Annotated in this window: 15 protein-coding genes and 3 tRNA genes; 8 read left to right on the top strand and 10 right to left on the bottom strand. The window is 51.4% G+C overall.

Annotation, left to right across the window (positions count from 1 at the left end; translation table 11 throughout):
* Positions 1-24 precede the first annotated feature (24 nt).
* The 5 genes from miaA to nnr are packed head-to-tail and all read right to left on the bottom strand — an operon-like array spanning position 25 to position 6,186.
* Positions 25-972, bottom strand: coding sequence for a tRNA (adenosine(37)-N6)-dimethylallyltransferase MiaA (gene miaA, locus M979_RS19720; protein ID WP_064556128.1), 948 nt, complete (start codon positions 970-972; stop codon positions 25-27).
* Positions 965-2,851, bottom strand: a complete 1,887-nt coding sequence (gene mutL, locus M979_RS19715; protein ID WP_064556127.1) for a DNA mismatch repair endonuclease MutL — start codon at positions 2,849-2,851, stop codon at positions 965-967. Before mutL ends, miaA begins: the two co-directional genes overlap by 8 nt.
* Before the next feature lie 9 nt (positions 2,852-2,860).
* Positions 2,861-4,192, bottom strand: coding sequence for an N-acetylmuramoyl-L-alanine amidase AmiB (gene amiB, locus M979_RS19710; protein WP_034461163.1), 1,332 nt, complete (start codon positions 4,190-4,192; stop codon positions 2,861-2,863).
* Positions 4,193-4,205: 13 nt separating this feature from the next.
* Complete coding sequence (gene tsaE, locus M979_RS19705) at positions 4,206-4,667, bottom strand: tRNA (adenosine(37)-N6)-threonylcarbamoyltransferase complex ATPase subunit type 1 TsaE (protein WP_034461161.1); 462 nt, start codon at positions 4,665-4,667, stop codon at positions 4,206-4,208.
* Entirely contained in the window at positions 4,660-6,186 is a 1,527-nt protein-coding gene (gene nnr / locus M979_RS19700) for a bifunctional ADP-dependent NAD(P)H-hydrate dehydratase/NAD(P)H-hydrate epimerase (RefSeq protein ID WP_064556126.1), read from the bottom strand. Before nnr ends, tsaE begins: the two co-directional genes overlap by 8 nt.
* Here nnr and queG point away from each other — a divergent pair.
* Positions 6,185-7,324: a tRNA epoxyqueuosine(34) reductase QueG gene (gene queG, locus M979_RS19695; protein WP_064556125.1), complete on the top strand. Its 1,140-nt coding sequence runs from the start codon at positions 6,185-6,187 to the stop codon at positions 7,322-7,324. The genes nnr and queG overlap by 2 nt on opposite strands.
* 270 nt (positions 7,325-7,594) lie before the next feature.
* On the opposite strand, the gene M979_RS19690 is transcribed toward queG, so the two are convergent.
* The 4 genes from M979_RS19690 to orn form a co-directional block, all read right to left on the bottom strand.
* Positions 7,595-7,670, bottom strand: a tRNA-Gly gene (locus M979_RS19690).
* Positions 7,671-7,706: 36 nt separating this feature from the next.
* Positions 7,707-7,782: transfer RNA gene (locus M979_RS19685), tRNA-Gly, on the bottom strand.
* A 37-nt stretch (positions 7,783-7,819) separates the two neighbouring features.
* Positions 7,820-7,895 (bottom strand) — tRNA-Gly (locus tag M979_RS19680).
* 214 nt (positions 7,896-8,109) lie between these two features.
* Positions 8,110-8,655 carry an oligoribonuclease gene (gene orn / locus M979_RS19675; protein ID WP_034461152.1) on the bottom strand — a complete coding sequence of 182 codons (546 nt, stop codon included), beginning with the start codon at positions 8,653-8,655 and terminating at the stop codon, positions 8,110-8,112.
* A gap of 113 nt (positions 8,656-8,768) precedes the next feature.
* Between orn and rsgA the strand changes: the two genes are divergently transcribed.
* The 3 genes from rsgA (at position 8,769) to mscM (ending at position 14,251) form a co-directional block, all read left to right on the top strand.
* Positions 8,769-9,824, top strand: a complete 1,056-nt coding sequence (gene rsgA / locus M979_RS19670; protein WP_034461145.1) for a small ribosomal subunit biogenesis GTPase RsgA — start codon at positions 8,769-8,771, stop codon at positions 9,822-9,824.
* 80 nt (positions 9,825-9,904) lie between these two features.
* A complete protein-coding gene (asd, locus tag M979_RS19665; protein WP_034461140.1) occupies positions 9,905-10,852 on the top strand; it encodes an archaetidylserine decarboxylase in 948 nt (315 codons plus the stop codon).
* 60 nt (positions 10,853-10,912) lie between these two features.
* Positions 10,913-14,251, top strand: a complete 3,339-nt coding sequence (gene mscM, locus M979_RS19660; RefSeq protein ID WP_034461139.1) for a miniconductance mechanosensitive channel MscM — start codon at positions 10,913-10,915, stop codon at positions 14,249-14,251.
* Between the two features lie 84 nt (positions 14,252-14,335).
* Here mscM and epmA read toward each other — a convergent pair whose 3' ends face one another.
* On the bottom strand, positions 14,336-15,313 hold the full coding sequence (epmA, locus tag M979_RS19655; RefSeq protein ID WP_064556124.1) for an elongation factor P--(R)-beta-lysine ligase: 978 nt from the start codon (positions 15,311-15,313) through the stop codon (positions 14,336-14,338).
* 329 nt (positions 15,314-15,642) lie between these two features.
* Between epmA and frdA the strand changes: the two genes are divergently transcribed.
* The 4 genes from frdA to frdD are packed head-to-tail and all read left to right on the top strand — an operon-like array spanning position 15,643 to position 18,942.
* Positions 15,643-17,436 (top strand): fumarate reductase (quinol) flavoprotein subunit, encoded by a 1,794-nt coding sequence (gene frdA / locus M979_RS19650; protein WP_064556123.1) that lies wholly within the window; start codon positions 15,643-15,645, stop codon positions 17,434-17,436.
* 4 nt (positions 17,437-17,440) lie between these two features.
* Positions 17,441-18,166, top strand: coding sequence for a succinate dehydrogenase/fumarate reductase iron-sulfur subunit (locus M979_RS19645; protein WP_373977100.1), 726 nt, complete (start codon positions 17,441-17,443; stop codon positions 18,164-18,166).
* 10 nt (positions 18,167-18,176) lie between these two features.
* Positions 18,177-18,572 carry a fumarate reductase subunit FrdC gene (gene frdC / locus M979_RS19640; RefSeq protein ID WP_034461133.1) on the top strand — a complete coding sequence of 132 codons (396 nt, stop codon included), beginning with the start codon at positions 18,177-18,179 and terminating at the stop codon, positions 18,570-18,572.
* Between the two features lie 10 nt (positions 18,573-18,582).
* Positions 18,583-18,942 (top strand): fumarate reductase subunit FrdD, encoded by a 360-nt coding sequence (gene frdD / locus M979_RS19635; protein WP_064556121.1) that lies wholly within the window; start codon positions 18,583-18,585, stop codon positions 18,940-18,942.
* Positions 18,943-18,996 lie beyond the last annotated feature (54 nt).

Raw genomic sequence — 18,996 nt, 5'->3', positions numbered from 1 at the left:
CCATAACGATTCAATTGTACACATTCATTGGTGCTTCGCACTAACAACCTGTACTACATCGTTATAAGATTGAGACGGATTCTCACTGTCTAACCAGTGAACACCTTCCCAGCCTCTTAACCAGGTCATCTGGCGCTTAGCCAATTGTCTCGTCGCGCAAATACCACGATAAACCATTTCATCATGTGGAATTTCACCCGCCAGATAAGACCACATCTGCCGGTAACCCACACAACGAATGGAAGGCATGTCCGTATGCAAATCACCACGGGCAAAAAGAGCCCGTACTTCAGCTTCAAATCCAGAAGCTAACATCTGATGAAAACGCTGCTCAATTCGTTGATGGAGCAGTTCACGGCTCGCCGGGGCGATGGCGAACTGATGCACCTGGTAAGGCAGAGCTTCTCCTGACGTTTTCGTCAGTTCCGTTAAAGTTTTACCCGAAATGAAAAAAACTTCCAGTGCGCGGGAAAGCCTTTGTGGATCATTTGGATGAATACGTGCAGCGGCGACAGGATCAACCTGTGCTAACTCTCGATGCAACGTCTCCCATCCTTGCTCTGCAGCCTGTTTTTCTATCCGTTCCCGAACTTCTGGATCGGCAGATGGCAACGGTGACAAACCTTCTAACAATGCCTTGAAGTAGAGCATCGTTCCCCCAACTAACAAGGGGATACGACCGGCGGCAGTAATATCTGCCATTTCAGCCAACGCATCGCGCCGGAAATCTGCGGCGGAATAAGCCTGTGCCGGGTCGAGAATGTCGAGTAACCGATGCGGAGCCTGAGCCAGTTCTTCGGCCGTAGGCTTCGCTGTACCAATATCCATTCCTTGATAGATAAGGGCCGAATCGACGCTTATCAACTCTACCGGCAACGTTTTACGCAAATTAATGGCTAACGCTGTCTTACCTGAGGCCGTCGGCCCCATCAGAAAAATTGCCTGTGGCAGGCTTTGCTTAACTTCAGTCATGTTTCAGGGCGTTCATCGCCAATTGTAAATCAACAGGTTGTAACAAACCGCCAGGTGGTGATTTCACCAGCTGCGGACAAAGGCGCTCTACATCAGCCAGCAAGGCAATTGCCTGTGCCTGATTCCATTGTTCATGAAAGCCGTCCATTTGACGAGCAAACCATTGAGCAATCTGAGTTGCGCTCACCTCTGTCTGTTGCGCCAGGTATCCTGGCAGTTCGTGAATCAAGATTTGTAAATTTTGTTTACGTAAAGGTAAAGGTACGGTGCGAATTGTTATCTGACGCGATTCTGCGACAAATTCGATACCCATTTCCAATAAAAGCGACTGATATTTAACCAGAACGTCCTGCTCTTCTTTCGTCACTTTCAGGCGTACAGGGATCAGCAATGGTTGTGCCCGCGCACCTTCACTACCCGGTACTAACTGAGCCATTTTCAACCAGCGTTCAGCCACGCTTAATGAAAGCAGCATGATTTTTCCGTCGCGTTCCAGCAATGCCATGTCTGGTGCGAGCACCGTCAGTACACGGCCAAAACTTTGTGCGTGGGCGTCTAACGCTGCGTCAGTTTCAGGTTCAGCGGCACGATTTTTTGGCGTCGGGGAGGCTTGCGTATTCAGAAGTTCGCGATACAACGCCCCTTCTTTTTTCTGGAAACCCGGTGCCGCATGAGGCCATAAAGGTGTGTTTTTGCTGACACCACCGCCGCTATATTCGCCGCTATTTGGCGAAGAACTGCGAGACGATGATTCGCGAACAACCGAAGAAGTGGGTGCAGGTGTTGAAAACTGGTTGCGGCCAGATGCCACACGGTTTTCCGGCTGCCAACTCTGTTGCGGTTCTTCGTTAGCCTCTTCCAGTGGCAAACGGTTTTCTGTCTGCTGCTGCAATACGCTCAGTACACCCTGGTAGATAAAATCATGTACCAGGCGAGACTGGTGGAACCGCACTTCGTGTTTGGCTGGATGCACATTCACATCCACCTGATGCGGGTCAATCTCCAGATAGAGCACAAATGCCGGTTGCTGATCGGCTCCAAGCTTATCTTCACAGGCCTGACGAATGGCGTGATTGATCAAACGGTCACGCATCATGCGGCCATTGACGTAACAATATTGAATCTCTGCCAGTGCGGAAGTCGTCGCCGTAGGTTCAGCCACCCAGCCGCGCAATGCCAGGTCACCATGCTGCCATTCAATGGCCAGCGCTTGTTCGAGGAAAGCCGTACCACAAATCGACCCCAGCCGACGTTCACGAGGCGCGCCTTCTGCGACCGCACGATACTGCCGAATGACTTTGCCGTTATGTGTCAGATTGATCGACACATCAAAGCGTGCCAGCGCAATACGTCTGACAATCTCATCAATATGGTTGAATTCGGTTTTTTCAGTGCGCATGAATTTGCGCCGGGCAGGCGTGTTGTAAAACAGATCCAACACTTCAAGCGTGGTTCCGACTGGATGCGCTGCGGGTTTCACCGTCACATCTTGTTCTCGGCCTTCGGCATAGGCTTGCCAGGCCTCATTTTGATCGGCAGTACGTGACGTTAACGTCAGACGGGCAACCGAGCTAATACTCGCTAACGCTTCGCCACGAAAACCAAGGCTAATAATCGCCTCAAGGTCATCAAGTGAAGCAATTTTACTGGTGGCATGGCGCGCCAACGCAAGCGCCAGCTCGTCTTTTTTGATACCACAACCGTTGTCGCGGATACGAATGAGCCTGGCGCCACCGCGTTCGATATCAATATCAATACGAGTAGCACCAGCATCCAGACTGTTCTCAACCAGCTCCTTCACCACCGATGCGGGGCGCTCTACCACTTCGCCAGCAGCAATCTGGTTGGCAAGTTGCGGCGGCAGAACCTGAATCGGCATGAAATTTCCTTATTGAGTAATCGCGACCTGATCGAGACCCGCACCTTGCGAACGTGCGGTTTGCCCCGGTCCAGGTGCTGATTGTAACGGATGCGTCTGGAAATAGTCCCTCAACCCTTGATAAATGGCCTGGGCAATTTTTTGCTGATAATCATCGCTATCAAGCAGACGCTCTTCCGAGTTGTTACTGATAAACCCGGTTTCCACCAGCACAGAAGGGATATCTGGTGAGCGCAATACGCCAAGGCTTGCATGCTCAGGGCGACGCTTGTGTAACGCACCGACGCGTTGCATTTGAGCCAGTACTTTGGTCGCCACATCATACCCGACACGCTGGGAATGGCCGAATTGCAAATCCAGCACCGCCTGGCTCAGATACGGATCGGCCTGGCTATTAGCCAGTACATCGCCCGCACCACCCAGCAACTCGGATTGCTTCTCGTGCTGTTCGAGCCAGCCCGCCATTTCGCTATTTGCGCGACGGTTTGACAACACCCATACCGATGCTCCCGTCGCATCGCGGTTAGGTGCAGCATCAGCATGAATGGAAACCAGAATATTAGCGTTCTGCTTGCGTGCTACGTCTGAGCGCCCCATCACTGAAATGAAATAGTCGCCATCACGGGTCAGCACGCCTTTAAACATCGGGTCATCATTGAGCAAGGAACGTAGCTTACGGGCAATAGAAATAGTGACATTTTTCTCTTTTGTACCACCAGGACCAATCGCACCCGGATCTTGTCCACCATGCCCTGCATCAATGGCCACAACCACGGTATCGGATTGAGTTGTGGTGCGCTGAGTTCGCGCAGGATGCATCGCCGTATTCGAACTGATGGCTCCAGTCACGGTCTGCGGATTAAAGGGATTTTTTGCAGGTTCTGTTGAACGGACAACGGGCGGCGCTTCAACACGTTTAGCCACCACCGGAGGAGGAGGTGGCGGAGGTGGAGCATCGGCGTTAATGGTAAACACTACCGTGTAATTAGAACCATTTTGCTGTTTTACAGCGCGAGTTTTGCCAGGCTCAGTGAGATCAACCACCAGGCGTAAAGAATCGCTGTCTTTTGGTTGCCCTGACCGAATGCTTTTCACCAGGTTATTGCCACTGAACAACAGCGGTAATCCTCTGATCACACCCGTTTGTTTGATATCCAGAGCAACGCTTTTCTTATCATCCTGAGAAAAAGCATATTCAGGATCACCAATAAAACTAAAGGTGATCCGCGCCTGAGAATCACCATTTGATACCTGAATATCCGCTAAACTCGCGGCACCCGACTGTGCCGTAAGCAACAGTAAGCACGCCGCCATCAACCAACTTTTCACGCGAAAGATCATCCCGTCATCCTTGTTATTTGGCAAACCGCGCCAGTAACGACTCACCAGATGAGGAAACTGCTTTCAGGCACGCCTCGCGCCCTTCGGCCTGGTAACTTAGGTGGATTTCGACATCCGGTTCCGGCAGCACACCCTGACCTTTTTGCGGCCATTCCACCAGACTAATTGCGTCATTGGTAAAATAGTCACGAATTCCCATAAATTCGAGTTCTTCTGGATCAGCAAGGCGATAGAGATCAAAGTGATATACCATCAAATCGCCGAGCTCATACGGTTCGACCAACGTGTAAGTTGGGCTCTTAACATTGCCTTTATGGCCCAACGCTTGCACAAAACCACGGCTGAATGTCGTCTTGCCCGCACCCAGGTCACCATACAGATGAATCACTGTGGCACCGATACAGGCTTTTGCCAGACGCGCACCCAATTCTAAGGTCGCAGTTTCATCAGGTAATGCGATAACTCGATTAATCATTTTCTTTGCTATTCAAATCCGGGTTAACAAAAGGGTACATCGTCGAGAATAAGTCGCTTGCTAACATGCCACGTGTACCGAAGCGCTGAGCCAGTACATCAGCAGCAGCGCCATGTACAACACATCCGGCGCATGCCGCATCATACGGGGTTAACTTGTGTGCCAGCAATGCTCCGATGATCCCGGATAGCACATCCCCCATACCGCCACTTCCCATCCCGGCATTTCCCACATCAATGAGTGAGCATTCGCCGCTTTGGCTGGCAACAACCGTACCGGCACCTTTTAAGACCACAATTCCGCCATAACGTTTTACAAGACGGTCTGCGGAAAGTAAGCGGTCACTCTCAATTTGTGATACCGAGCAATTTAACAGCCGGGCAGCTTCACCAGGATGCGGCGTAATAACGCGATTCTGACGTTTATCGGGATTGATTGCCAGAAGGTTGAGCGCATCGGCATCCCACAGCATCGGTTTACGGCAGTTCTCTACTTTTTGTAGGGCTTTTTTGCCCCATTCCTGCTGCCCAAGACCGGGGCCGATAACCACCACATCCGCCCATTCGAGATATTCATCAAGTGAATTTGACGTGAGATCCTGAACCATCAGTTCTGGTCGGGCGGTAATAAGCGGTGCAATGTTTTCTGAACGAGTCAAAACTTTGACCAAACCCGCTCCAGCGCGTAGCGCAGCCTCACCGGTCATGCGAATCGCTCCGGCAGTACCGTGGTCACCACCAATGATGACCAGCCGCCCATTTGTCCCTTTATGCGACGTAGGTTTACGCGGAGGCAACCAGCCCGTCAGTTGCGCGCTATCCACACGGCTTATTGGCGCAGTTTGCCCCTGCAACCAGGTTTCAAGACCCAACGCATTAAAATGCAGTCTGCCCACTACATCGCGCGCTTTCCCGGTCAGTAAACCAGGTTTGAGAGCAATAAACGTAATGGTATGAGAAGCGTTAATCACAACGCCTGGTGTTGCACCAGTTTCTGCGAGTAAACCGGAAGGAATATCCAGCGCAATAACAGGTGCCGAATGCTGATTACACTTTTCGATAAGCCGGGCGGCCGCATCGCGTGGGGCGCTGTTTATCCCTGTGCCGAGCACACCGTCAATCACAAGATCGATATCGTCAGGCCAGACATGCTCTGGTGCATGAATAACGCCTGCAGCACCCAGCCAGGCATCACGTGCGTAAGCGGCTTCTTCAGGCAAAGGTTTGTCGCTTTCAAGCGCCAGTAACGTGACGCGAATACCAGCAGCCTGCGCAAGTCGTGCGACGACATAACCATCGCCACCATTGTTGCCATGCCCACATGCCACAAGCCAGTGCTGAGTTTGCGGGTAGAGTTCGTGGGCAACATTAAACGCCGCTGCCCCTGCCCGTTGCATTAACTCGTATAACGTTAATCCCAGGTAATCCGCTGCCTGTTTCTCAGCGGTGCGCAACCAGTCTGCGGACCAGACTGAGTGTGGTATACTTTTGGCGGTTATTTTTAGGCTCAGGTCCGTCATGTCACAGCCCCTCGATCTCAATCAATTAGCGCAAAATATCAAACAGTGGGGTATCGAACTCGGTTTCCAACAAGTTGGCATAACCGATACCGATCTCTCTGCCAGCGAGCCTGCGCTCCAGATGTGGCTGGATAAACAATATCATGGCGAGATGGACTGGATGGCTCGTCATGGCATGATGCGCGCCCGACCACACGAATTGCTGCCCGGTACTTTGCGCGTCATTAGCGTGCGGATGAACTATCTCCCCGCGAATGCAGCTTTTGCTTCCACGCTCAAAAATCCCAAAATCGGTTACATCAGCCGTTACGCGCTTGGGCGTGATTATCACAAACTGCTACGTAATCGGCTCAAAAAACTGGGCGAGATGATCCAGTCCCATTGTTCCACGCTGAATTTTAGACCTTTTGTGGATTCAGCGCCGATTCTTGAACGCCCATTGGCGGAAAAAGCCGGGCTGGGCTGGACAGGTAAGCACTCACTAATCCTCAACCAGGAAGCAGGATCGTTCTTTTTCCTCGGCGAACTGTTAGTCGATATACCACTGCCAATTGATAATCCCATTGAGGAAAAGTGTGGGCGTTGTGTGGCCTGCATGACTATCTGCCCGACTGGTGCGATTGTGGAACCCTACACCGTTGACGCCCGCCGTTGTATCTCTTATCTCACTATTGAGCTTGAAGGTGCAATCCCGGAAGAGTTCAGGCCGCTTATCGGCAACCGAATCTATGGTTGCGACGACTGCCAGCTGATTTGCCCGTGGAACCGTTTCTCACAATTAACCACAGAAGACGACTTTAGCCCGCGTAGCAAATTGCATGCGCCGGAGCTGGCTGAGCTGTTCACCTGGAGCGAAGAGTATTTCCTGCGCGTGACAGAAGGTTCGGCAATTCGTCGAATTGGCCATTTACGTTGGCTGCGAAATATTGCGGTGGCGTTGGGAAATGCACCCTGGGATGAAGCGATTCTGGAGACGTTGCAGCAACGGAAATGTGAGCACCCACTTCTTGATGAGCACATTGATTGGGCGATTGCGCAACAATTAATCAAGCGAAGCGAGGACGCTACCGAAGTCCAGCTCCCGCAGAAACAGCGTCTGGTTCGTGTGATTGAAAAGGGACTAAAACGTGATGCTTGATATGTCCACAGGATGTGAATAAAAATTTGAACACCTTGTCCTGCAAACGAAAAAAAATCTGCAAGCGATCCGCTTAACATTCTCAAATATTAAAAAAATGATATTAATCAAATAGTTAAAATATTCTTATAAAAATTAAGAAATAGTTAGCGATCTAAGTGAATAGACAAAGGCTGTGGATAAGTCTGTTTACAAGAATTTATCGCGAACGTAAAAACCACCACCGACGCTGGTTAGCGTTGTGGATAATTTGTACTGGATATTAGAATTTGGAGCGGGAAACGAGACTCGAACTCGCGACCCCGACCTTGGCAAGGTCGTGCTCTACCAACTGAGCTATTCCCGCTTGGGTGGTGCGTGGCTGTAAAAGCCAATCAAATTTTGGAGCGGGAAACGAGACTCGAACTCGCGACCCCGACCTTGGCAAGGTCGTGCTCTACCAACTGAGCTATTCCCGCTTGGGTGGTGCTGGCTGTAAAAAGCCTAATCAAATTTTGGAGCGGGAAACGAGACTCGAACTCGCGACCCCGACCTTGGCAAGGTCGTGCTCTACCAACTGAGCTATTCCCGCTCTGTGTAACGCTGCAAATTCTGCATCGGTACGGGAGGCGCATTATACGAGAAATCGTTTTAGTCGCAAGCCCTCAAACGATTTTTTTTGCTATTTTTGTTTGAATGCTGATTAATTCGACAAAATGATTATTTTCCCAGCGAATAACAGGAAAATCTCTCGATCCTGCCTTTTTCGGATGAGTGAAAAAAACAGAACCGAGGCTAACAAATTCTTATAACTTGATAAAATTCTCGCGGTAGAAGGCAAGCTCTGCCACCGATTCACGAATATCATCCATCGCCTGATGGGTACCCTGCTTTTTGAAATCAGCCAAAATTTCAGGTTTCCAACGGCGCGCCAGCTCTTTCAGAGTGCTGACATCCAGATAACGATAGTGGAAGTACTCTTCTAGCTCAGGCATGTACTTAAACAGGAAACGGCGATCCTGGCCTATGCTGTTACCACAGATTGGAGAACTATTAGCGGGAACCCACTCTTTCAGGAACTCAAGTGTCGCCAGTTCAGCCGCACGGTCATCCATGGTGCTTGCCTTCACGCGCTCTACCAGCCCGCTGCCAGTATGGGTACGCACATTCCAGTCATCCATCAACGCCAGCTGTTCGTCAGACTGATGAACCGCGATCGTTGGCCCTTCGGCGAGGATATTCAAATTGGCATCGGTAACCAGAGTGGCAATTTCAATTATGCGATCCCGCTCGGGGTCCAGGCCGGTCATTTCTAAATCAATCCAAATCAGATTGTTTTCATTTCCACTCATGCTATTTTCCACCCTTCTTGTGCGTAGCCCACCTTTGTCGATGGGTTAATTCGTATAAAATAGTGTGTATCATAGAGGTTTTGCCCATCACGGGCGACCAGGAGCCAGTAAGATTGAGCAAAAATAAACTCTCCAAAGGACAGCAGCGCCGGGTTTCAGCAAACCACCAGCGTCGGCTTAAACAGACTGTGGAGAAAGCCGATCCTGACGACTCTCAGTTTGGTGAACCGCGCGATGGTCGCGTAATTAGTCGTTTCGGCCAACATGCCGATGTTGAATCACCAGGTGGTGACATTCACCGCTGCAATATTCGCCGCACCATCCGTTCGCTGGTAACCGGCGACAATGTGGTCTGGCGTCCAGCCAAAGAAGCTGCGGCTGGCGTAACCATAAAAGGCATTGTTGATGCGGTGCACGAGCGCACTACCGTCCTGACACGCCCTGATTTCTATGACGGCGTAAAACCGATTGCCGCCAATATCGACCAAATCATTGTGGTTTCCGCCATTCTGCCCGAGCTGTCACTAAACATTATTGACCGTTATCTGGTAGCGTGTGAAACACTGGACGTTGAACCACTGCTGGTACTGAATAAAACCGACCTGCTCGATGAAGAAGGTCTTGCGTTCGTTAATGAACAAATGGATATCTACCGCAAAATTGGCTACCGCGTCTTAATGGTTTCCAGCCACAAAGTAGAAGGTCTGAAAGAGCTTGAAGAAGCCCTGATCGGCCGCGTCAGCATTTTTGCCGGGCAATCCGGTGTGGGGAAATCCAGCCTGCTGAACAACCTGCTTGGTTTTAAAGAAGCCCAGATTCTGGTTAATGACGTTTCTGACAACTCAGGTCTGGGTCAGCATACAACCACTGCATCTCGTTTGTATCACTTCCCGGGCGGCGGTGATGTAATTGACTCTCCAGGCGTTCGTGAGTTTGGTTTATGGCACTTAGAACCCGATCAAGTCACTCAAGGGTTCACTGAATTCCACGAGTATTTAGGGCGTTGCAAATACCGTGACTGCAGCCACACCAACGATCCTGGCTGTGCGCTGCGCGAAGCTGTTGAACGTGGGGAAATCGCCGAAACGCGTTTCGAAAATTACCATCGCATACTGGAAAGTATGTCCGAGGTAAAATCGCGTAAAACCTTTTCCGATACTGACCGCTGACAATTAAGCTGGGCATCGCTAAAATCGCGCTCCTTTTTGTGTATGCCCGCTAAATATGGGTACTTAGCCAGGAGGCTATCTTGTTAGACAACTTTAAACTTTCGCTCCAGTACATCCTGCCTAAACTATGGCTGACTCGCCTGGCAGGTTGGGGTGCAAGCAAACGAGCTGGCTGGTTGACCAAACTGGTTATCGACCTGTTCGTCAAATACTACAAAGTCGACATGAAGGAAGCTCAGAAGCCGGATACTGCCAGCTATCGCACCTTCAATGAATTCTTCGTGCGCCCACTACGTGACGATGTTCGTCCAATTAATACCGACCCAAATGTACTGGTGATGCCAGCAGACGGTGTTGTAAGCCAGTTAGGCCCTATTGAAGAAGATAAAATTCTGCAGGCCAAAGGTCATAACTACAGTCTGGAAGCCCTGCTTGCCGGTAACTATTTGATGGCCGATTTGTTCCGTAACGGCAGCTTCGTTACCACTTATCTGTCACCACGTGATTACCACCGTGTTCACATGCCGTGTAATGGTATTTTGCGTGAAATGATTTACGTACCGGGTGACTTGTTCTCCGTAAACCATTTAACCGCGCAAAACGTGCCGAACCTGTTTGCCCGTAACGAACGCGTAATTTGCCTGTTCGACACCGAGTTTGGCCCAATGGCGCAAATTCTGGTGGGTGCAACCATTGTTGGCAGCATCGAAACCGTATGGGCTGGCACCATCACCCCACCGCGTGAAGGTGTGATTAAGCGCTGGACATGGCCTGCTGGTGACAACGAAGGTTCTGTAGCGCTGCTGAAAGGCCAGGAAATGGGTCGCTTTAAACTCGGTTCAACAGTAATCAACTTGTTCGCACCAGGTAAAGTGAACCTGGCCGAACAGCTGCAAAGCCTGTCCGCAACCAAAATTGGTGAACCTCTGGCAATCTCTACCGAGCCGGTGATCGAGCCGGAAGTACCAGTGAGTGAGATTTCTGAAATGGAAGTTGCTGCCGATCAGGAAAGCAAACCAGACGTTTAACGCTCCTACCCCAGCCCTCGCGACATCGCTGCGAGGGCTGATTCACCTATAGGTATTCACGTGCGCCTGATAATCACAATTCTGATGGCCTGGTGCCTTAGTCTACCGACGTATGCCGCCACAGCCCCCGACGCCAAACAAATCTCCCAGGAACTAGAACAAGCTAAGTCTGCAAAAGACAAACCTGGCAGCCCTGAAACCGTGGAAGCACTTCAGGCCGCGCTCAACGCGCTTGATGAACGTAAAATCTCGCTGGAGCGTGTCACGCAATATCAGCAAGTTATCGATAACTTCCCCAAACTCTCTGACACCTTACGTCGGCAGATAAATAATCTGCGCGATGAACCGCCAAAAGTGCCAGAAACCATGAGCACCGATGCGTTAAATCAGGAAATCCTGCAAGTTAGCAGCCAATTGCTGGATAAAAGCCGCCTTGCGCAACAAGAGCAGGAACGCACCCGAGAAATCACCGATTCGCTCAGCCAACTGCCTCAACAGCAAACAGATGCACGCCGCCAGCTAAACGAGGTGGAACGTCGGATGGGCACCCAGCCTGCTAGCAGTACACCGCTGGCGCAGGCACAAAATCTCTCTTTACAGGCTGAATCATCACGCCTGAAAGCCCTGGTCGATGAACTGGAACTGGCACAGTTGTCTGCCAGTAACCGCCAGGAACTCGCGCGGCTACGGGCAGAGCTGGCCCAAAAACAGAGCGCGCAACTGGATGCTTATCTCCAGGCATTGCGTAATCAGCTCAATAATCAGCGTCAGCGTGAAGCGGAAAAAGCGCTGGAAAGCACCGAGTTGTTGGCAGAAAGCAGCGCTAACCTGCCATCAGGTATCGTTGATCAGTTTAAAAATAACCGCGAATTATCCCAGGCGTTGAATCAACAGGCTCAACGAATGGATTTAGTGGCTTCTCAGCAACGCCAGGCCTCCAGTCAGACATTGCAAGTGCGTCAGGCACTCAACACACTACGTGAACAGTCACAATGGCTTGGCGTATCGAATGTGTTGGGTGAAGCTTTACGCGCTCAGGTGGCCCGTTTACCTGAAATGCCAAAGTCTCAGCAACTGGATACCGAACTTGGCCAGTTGCGTGTACAGCGCCTGCATTATGAAGACCTGCTGAACAAACAGCAGCAATTACGCCAGATTCGTCAGAACGATGGTCAGGAGCTGACCAGTGAGCAAAATCGTATTCTGGAAGCGCAATTGCGCACCCAACGCGAACTGCTCAACTCCTTGCTGCAAGGTGGCGATAACCTGATTCTCGAACTGACCAAACTGAAAGTGGCGAATAGCCAACTGGAAGATGCGTTAAAAGAGGTCAACGAAGCAACACACCGCTACCTGTTCTGGACCTCAGATGTCAGCCCAATGGGCATCACCTGGCCGGTAGAGATTGTGCAGGATTTGCGTCGTCTGGTGTCGATGGATACGTTCAGCCAGCTTGGCAGTGCGACCATCATGATGCTCACCAGCAAAGAAACGCTGCTGCCTTTGTTCGGAGCATTGATACTGGTGGGCTTTAGTGTCAGCTCCCGCCGCCATTTTTCTGCGTTCCTTGAACGCTCTAGTGCAAAGGTCGGAAAGGTTACTCAGGATCACTTCAGCTTGACCTTGCGTACCGTTTTCTGGTCGATTCTGGTGGCTCTGCCTTTACCCGTTCTTTGGGCAACGCTCGGTTACGGGCTGCAATCTGCCTGGCCATATCCCCTTGCGGTGGCTATCGGTGATGGAGTGACCGCCACGGTTCCGCTGCTGTGGGCCGTGATGATTTGCGCCACGTTCGCCCGCCCAAATGGCTTGTTCATCGTGCATTTTGGTTGGCCGCAGCAACGAGTTGCCCGTGCCATGCGCTATTACCTGATGAGTATCGGCTTAATCGTGCCCCTGATTATGGCATTGATTATGTTTGATAATTTGAACGACCGAGAGTTCTCCGGCTCGCTCGGAAGACTGTGCTTTATGTTGATTTGCGGTGCAATGGCACTGGTCACCCTGAGTCTGAAACGCGCAGGTATTCCGCTGTATCTGGATAAACAAGGTAATAGCGAAAACATCGCTAACACCATTTTGTGGAACCTGCTGCTTGCCGCCCCGTTGCTCGCCATTCTGGCAGCGGCAGTGGGTTACCTGGCAACGGCCCAGGCCTTGCTGGCAAGGCTTGAAACATCAGTAGCTATCTGGTTCTTACTGCTCGTTGTGTACCACATCTTCCGCCGTTGGATGCTGATTCAGCGCCGCCGTCTGGCCTTTGATCGCGCTAAACATCGCCGTGCTGAAATCCTGGCCCAGCGTGCGCGTGGTGAAGAAGAAACCGCACATAGCCACAGTAATGAAGGCTCATCAGAAACTATCGAAGAACCTGAAATCGATCTGGATACCATCAGCGTGCAATCACTGCGTCTGGTGCGTTCGATTCTGATGCTGATTGCGCTGCTGTCGGTCATTGTGTTGTGGTCAGAAATCCACTCTGCATTTGGTTTCCTTGAGAACATCACCTTGTGGGATGTGACCTCAACAGTACAAGGCGTGGAAAGCATCGAGCCGATAACCCTGGGTTCAGTGTTAATTGCCATTCTGGTGCTGATTATCACCATGCAACTGGTGCGTAACCTCCCTGCGCTACTCGAACTTGCACTGCTACAGCATCTGGATTTGGCGCCAGGCACAGGCTACGCCATTACCACCGTAACCAAATATCTGCTGTTACTGATCGGTACGTTAGTTGGCTTCTCGATGATTGGCATTGAGTGGTCGAAATTGCAGTGGCTGGTCGCAGCCCTTGGTGTCGGTTTAGGTTTTGGTTTGCAGGAGATCTTCGCCAACTTTATTTCCGGCCTGATTATTCTGTTCGAAAAACCGATTCGTATTGGCGACACCGTGACTATCCGCGATCTCACCGGCAGCGTCACCAAGATCAACACCCGCGCGACCACCATCAGCGACTGGGACCGTAAAGAGATAATCGTGCCAAATAAAGCGTTTATCACCGAGCAGTTCATTAACTGGTCGTTGTCGGATTCAGTAACGCGTGTGGTGCTAACTGTTCCAGCCCCATCTGATGCAAACAGCGAAGAAGTCACGAAGGTGTTGTTGCAGGCGGCCCAGCGCTGTTCGTTGGTAATTGATAACCCACCGCCAGAAGCGTTCCTTGTGGACTTGCAGGCGGGCATTCAAATCTTTGAGCTGCGTATCTACGCCGCAGAGATGAACCACCGTATGCCGCTGCGCCACGAGATTCATCAGCTCATTCTGCAAGGTTTCCGCGAACACGGTATCGAGCTGCCGTTCCCACCATTCCAGATGCGTCTGGATAGTCTCGGCGGGCAACGTAGCAGTAAGACGCTGACTTCGACAGGGAAAGCAGGCAGGACGCCGGGGAGTTTGTAAAAAAAGCGGGTGAAGCTAAATGCTTACCCGCTCTATTTTTTATTTCATTTAGGGTGGATAAGCGCAAGCTCATCCACTATTTTCTTAAGCCCGGTCTACCGGGAACGCCAGCACATCAGCAAGGCTTTCAGCCTTCAGCGCTAACATAATCAAACGATCCACACCTAGTGCAACACCTGAACAATCCGGCAATCCCGCCTTGAGTGCTTCCAGTAAATTCACATCTACCGGCTGCTGCGGCAAACCGCGCGCGGCACGTTTACGGTTATCCTGCTCAAAACGCTGCTGCTGCTCACGGGCGTCAGTCAATTCGTGGAAACCATTCGCCAGTTCAATACCACGGAAATAAACCTCGAAACGCTCTGCGACGCGGTGATCTTCGGTACTGATTTGTGCAAGGGCTGCCTGGCTTGCGGGGAAGTGATAAACAAACGTCGGTTTGTCTTTACCAATATGTGGTTCAACACCCATGCTGAACAGCAGTTGCAGCAAGGTATCGCGGTCTTCTTCCTGATCGGCGATGTTGCTTAAATCGAGTTTTTTGGCCACTTCACGCAACTGCGTTTTATCCGCAGAAAGCGGGTCAATCTCCAGGTGGCGCAGGAACGCCTGCTGATAAGAGAGAGACTCTGCCGCATCAGTTTCCAGAACCTGTTGCAGTAAATCATCAACTTCATTCATCAGACGATACATATCGTAGCAAGGGCGGTACCACTCCAGCATAGTGAACTCTGGATTATGATGGCGCCCCATCTCTTCGTTACGGAAACTGCGACACAGTTGGAATACCGGGCCAATGCCCGCCGCCAGCAGGCGTTTCATGTGATATTCCGGGCTGGTCATCAGGTACAGATTAACGCCCTGAGCGTGACCTGGGCCAACAAAACGGGTTTCAAACGGGAACAGATTGATATCCGTAACCGTTGCCTGACTCATGCACGGTGTTTCCACCTCCAGTACGCCGCGATCGGCAAAAAAACGCCGAATGATGGTCATGATCGCTGCACGTTTCAACAGGTTGGGGATGGATGCGCTCGGCTGCCAGGTGGCCGTTTCGCTCATGGGGAAGTCTCCGTATTCAAACAAGGCGGAGAAGTCTACCCGCATCGCATAAGGGAGACAAATTTTGCGCAGTAAATTTTCACCGTTTCCAGCCCCTAATTGACATTAATAATCTGTATTTCGTGACGTAACTCATCACCACTATTAATTAATTGCTGCACTGAACAGCAAAAAAATCGAACACGTCAAATTTCCTTAAAAAGCCTGCGGCTATAATCCTCTACCTACAAAGGAGCAGGGATAACCCTTTCGCAATAGCTGGCGCCGTATTGGTGAACTACCTTTGGTTAAATTAGCTGTGCGAAATAACTAAAATCTGGAGGAATGTCGTGCAAACCTTTCAAGCCGATCTCGCCATAATAGGCGCTGGCGGAGCGGGCTTACGAGCAGCCATAGCGGCGGCACAAGCCAATCCACAAGCCAAAATAGCTCTGATTTCCAAAGTCTACCCAATGCGTAGCCACACCGTGGCCGCCGAAGGGGGTTCTGCCGCCGTCACGCAGGATCACGACAGCTACGAATACCATTTCAATGACACCGTGGCCGGTGGCGACTGGTTGTGCGAGCAGGATGTGGTCGACTACTTCGTCCATCACTGCCCTACCGAAATGACTCAGCTTGAACAATGGGGTTGCCCATGGAGTCGCCGTCCGGACGGTTCCGTAAACGTTCGTCGCTTTGGTGGCATGAAGATTGAGCGTACCTGGTTTGCCGCAGATAAAACCGGCTTCCATATGCTCCACACCCTGTTCCAGACCTCCTTACAGTTCCCGCAAATCCAGCGTTTTGACGAGCATTTCGTACTCGATATTCTGGTCGATGACGGCGAAGCGCGTGGCGTGGTCGCCATGAATATGATGGAAGGCACGCTGGTGCAGATTCGCGCCAATGCAGTCGTGATGGCGACGGGCGGCGCAGGCCGTGTTTATCGCTATAACACCAACGGCGGCATCGTGACCGGTGATGGTATGGGCATGGCGTTGAGCCACGGCGCACCGCTACGTGATATGGAATTTGTGCAATATCACCCAACTGGCTTGCCAGGTTCCGGCATTCTGATGACAGAAGGCTGCCGTGGTGAAGGCGGTATTCTGGTCAACAAAGATGGCTATCGCTATCTGCAAGATTATGGAATGGGGCCCGAAACACCGCTGGGCGAGCCGCGCAACAAATACATGGAACTCGGCCCGCGCGACAAAGTCTCTCAGGCCTTCTGGCACGAATGGCGTGCAGGCCGTACCGTTCCGACTCCACGTGGCGATGTGGTTTATCTCGATCTGCGTCACCTGGGTGAGAAGAAACTTCTCGAGCGCCTGCCGTTTATCTGCGAGCTGTCGAAAGCGTATGTCGGCGTTGACCCGGTAAAAGAGCCGATTCCAGTTCGCCCTACCGCGCACTACACCATGGGTGGCATCGAAACTGACAGCCAGTGTGAAAGCCGTATCAAAGGGCTGTTTGCTGTGGGTGAATGTTCTTCCGTTGGCCTGCATGGCGCGAACCGTCTGGGTTCTAACTCCCTTGCAGAACTGGTGGTGTTTGGTCGTCTGGCGGGCGAAAGCGCGATGAAGCGCGCGAATGAAGCACTGCCGGCTAACGATGCTGCCCTGAACGCGCAAGCGGCTGATGTCGAAACGCGTCTCAAGAAATTGGTTAATCAGGAAGGCACTGAAAACTGGTCGAAGATTCGCGATGAAATGGGTCTGTCCATGGAAGAAGGTTGCGGGATTTACCGCACACCAGAACTGATGCAGAAAACCATTGATAAGCTGGCTGAGCTGCAAGAGCGCTTCAAACGTGTGCGTATTACTGACACATCCAGCGTGTTTAATACTGATTTGCTCTACACCATCGAGTTGGGCCACGGCCTGAATGTTGCGGAATGTATGGCGCACTCGGCGATGGCTCGTAAAGAGTCGCGCGGCGCGCATCAGCGTCTGGACGAGGGTTGTACCGAGCGTGATGACGTGAACTTCCTGAAACATACTCTCGCTTTCCGTGACGCCAATGGAACTACGCGTCTGGAATACAGTGATGTGAAAATCACTACGTTGCCACCGGCTAAACGCGTCTACGGTGCGGAATCAGAAGCAGCCGACAAGAAGAAGGAGATGTCGAATGGCTGATACGATGAAGACTCTGAAGATTGAAGTGGTGCGCTACAACCCGGAAACGGATAACGAGCCACACAGTGCAATCTATGAAGTGCCTTATGATGAGCAAACCTCACTGCTGGATGCGCTGGGTTATATCAAAGACAACCTGGCACCAGACCTGAGCTATCGCTGGTCATGCCGTATGGCTATCTGCGGCTCTTGCGGCATGATGGTCAATCGCGTGCCTAAACTGGCCTGCAAAACCTTCCTGCGTGAATACACCAGGGGTATGAAGGTTGAGGCGCTGGCAAACTTCCCTATTGAGCGCGATTTGGTGGTCGATATGACCCACTTTATCGAAAGCCTGGAAGCGATTAAGCCGTACATCATCGGCAACACGCGTACTCCAGACCAGGGGCCAAACACCCAAACTCCAGCTCAGATGGCGAAATACCATCAGTTCTCCGGCTGCATCAACTGTGGGCTGTGTTATTCCGCATGTCCGCAGTTTGGTTTAAACCCTGAGTTTATTGGCCCGGCTGCAATCACGCTTGCTCACCGTTACAACCTGGATAACCGCGACCATGGCAAGAAAGAGCGTATGGCGCAGTTAAACGGCCAGAACGGCGTCTGGAGCTGTACTTTCGTGGGCTACTGCTCCGAAGTGTGCCCGAAACACGTCGATCCCGCCGCTGCCATCCAGCAGGGTAAAGTCGAAAGTTCGAAAGACTTTTTGATTGCTACCCTGAAACCACGCTAAGGAGTGCAAAATGACTACGAAACGTAAGCCATATGTGCGGACGATGACCCCAACCTGGTGGAAAAAGCTGGGTTTCTATCGTTTTTATATGATTCGCGAAGGAACCGCTGTACCTACCGTCTGGTTCAGCATCTTGCTGCTGTGCGGTCTTTTCTCTTTGAAAAGTGGCCCGGAAAGCTGGGCAGGGTTTGTCAGTTTTCTCCAGAACCCTATCGTGGTTATCCTCAACCTGATCACGTTAGCGGCTGCGTTATTGCATACGAAAACCTGGTTTGAACTGGCACCGAAGGCCGCCAATATCATCATCAAAGATGACAAAATGGGGCCAGAGCCAGTGATTAAAGGCTTGTGGGCGGTGACGGTTGTCGCCACGGTCGTCATTCTGTTTATTGCACTGTTCTGGTAAGGGGGACGTCATGATTAATCCGAATCCAAAACGCTCCGACGAGCCAGTATTCTGGGGTCTGTTTGGCGCAAGCGGTATGTGGGGTGCAATCATTGCTCCTGTGATCGTGCTGTTGGTTGGCATTATGCTGCCGCTGGGGCTTTTCCCGGGCGATGCATTAGGCTATGACCGTGTGCTGGCATTCTCACAAAGCCTGATTGGCCGCCTGTTCATCTTCCTGATGATTGTCCTACCGCTGTGGTGTGGGTTGCACCGTATCCATCACGCAATGCACGACCTGAAAATTCATGTGCCGTCTGGCAAGTGGGTGTTCTACGGTCTTGCGGCCATCCTTACTGTAGTGACTTTTATTGGTGTCATCACTCTCTAACGCTAAGTATTCCAGCCACAAGGCCTGCCATGTGCAGGCCTTTTTGTTTGTATT

Origin of the sequence: Buttiauxella noackiae ATCC 51607, assembly GCF_001654865.1 — a bacterium.
GTDB classification, from domain to species: Bacteria; Pseudomonadota; Gammaproteobacteria; order Enterobacterales; family Enterobacteriaceae; genus Buttiauxella; species Buttiauxella noackiae.
This window is presented reverse-complemented; position numbering and strand designations above follow the sequence as displayed.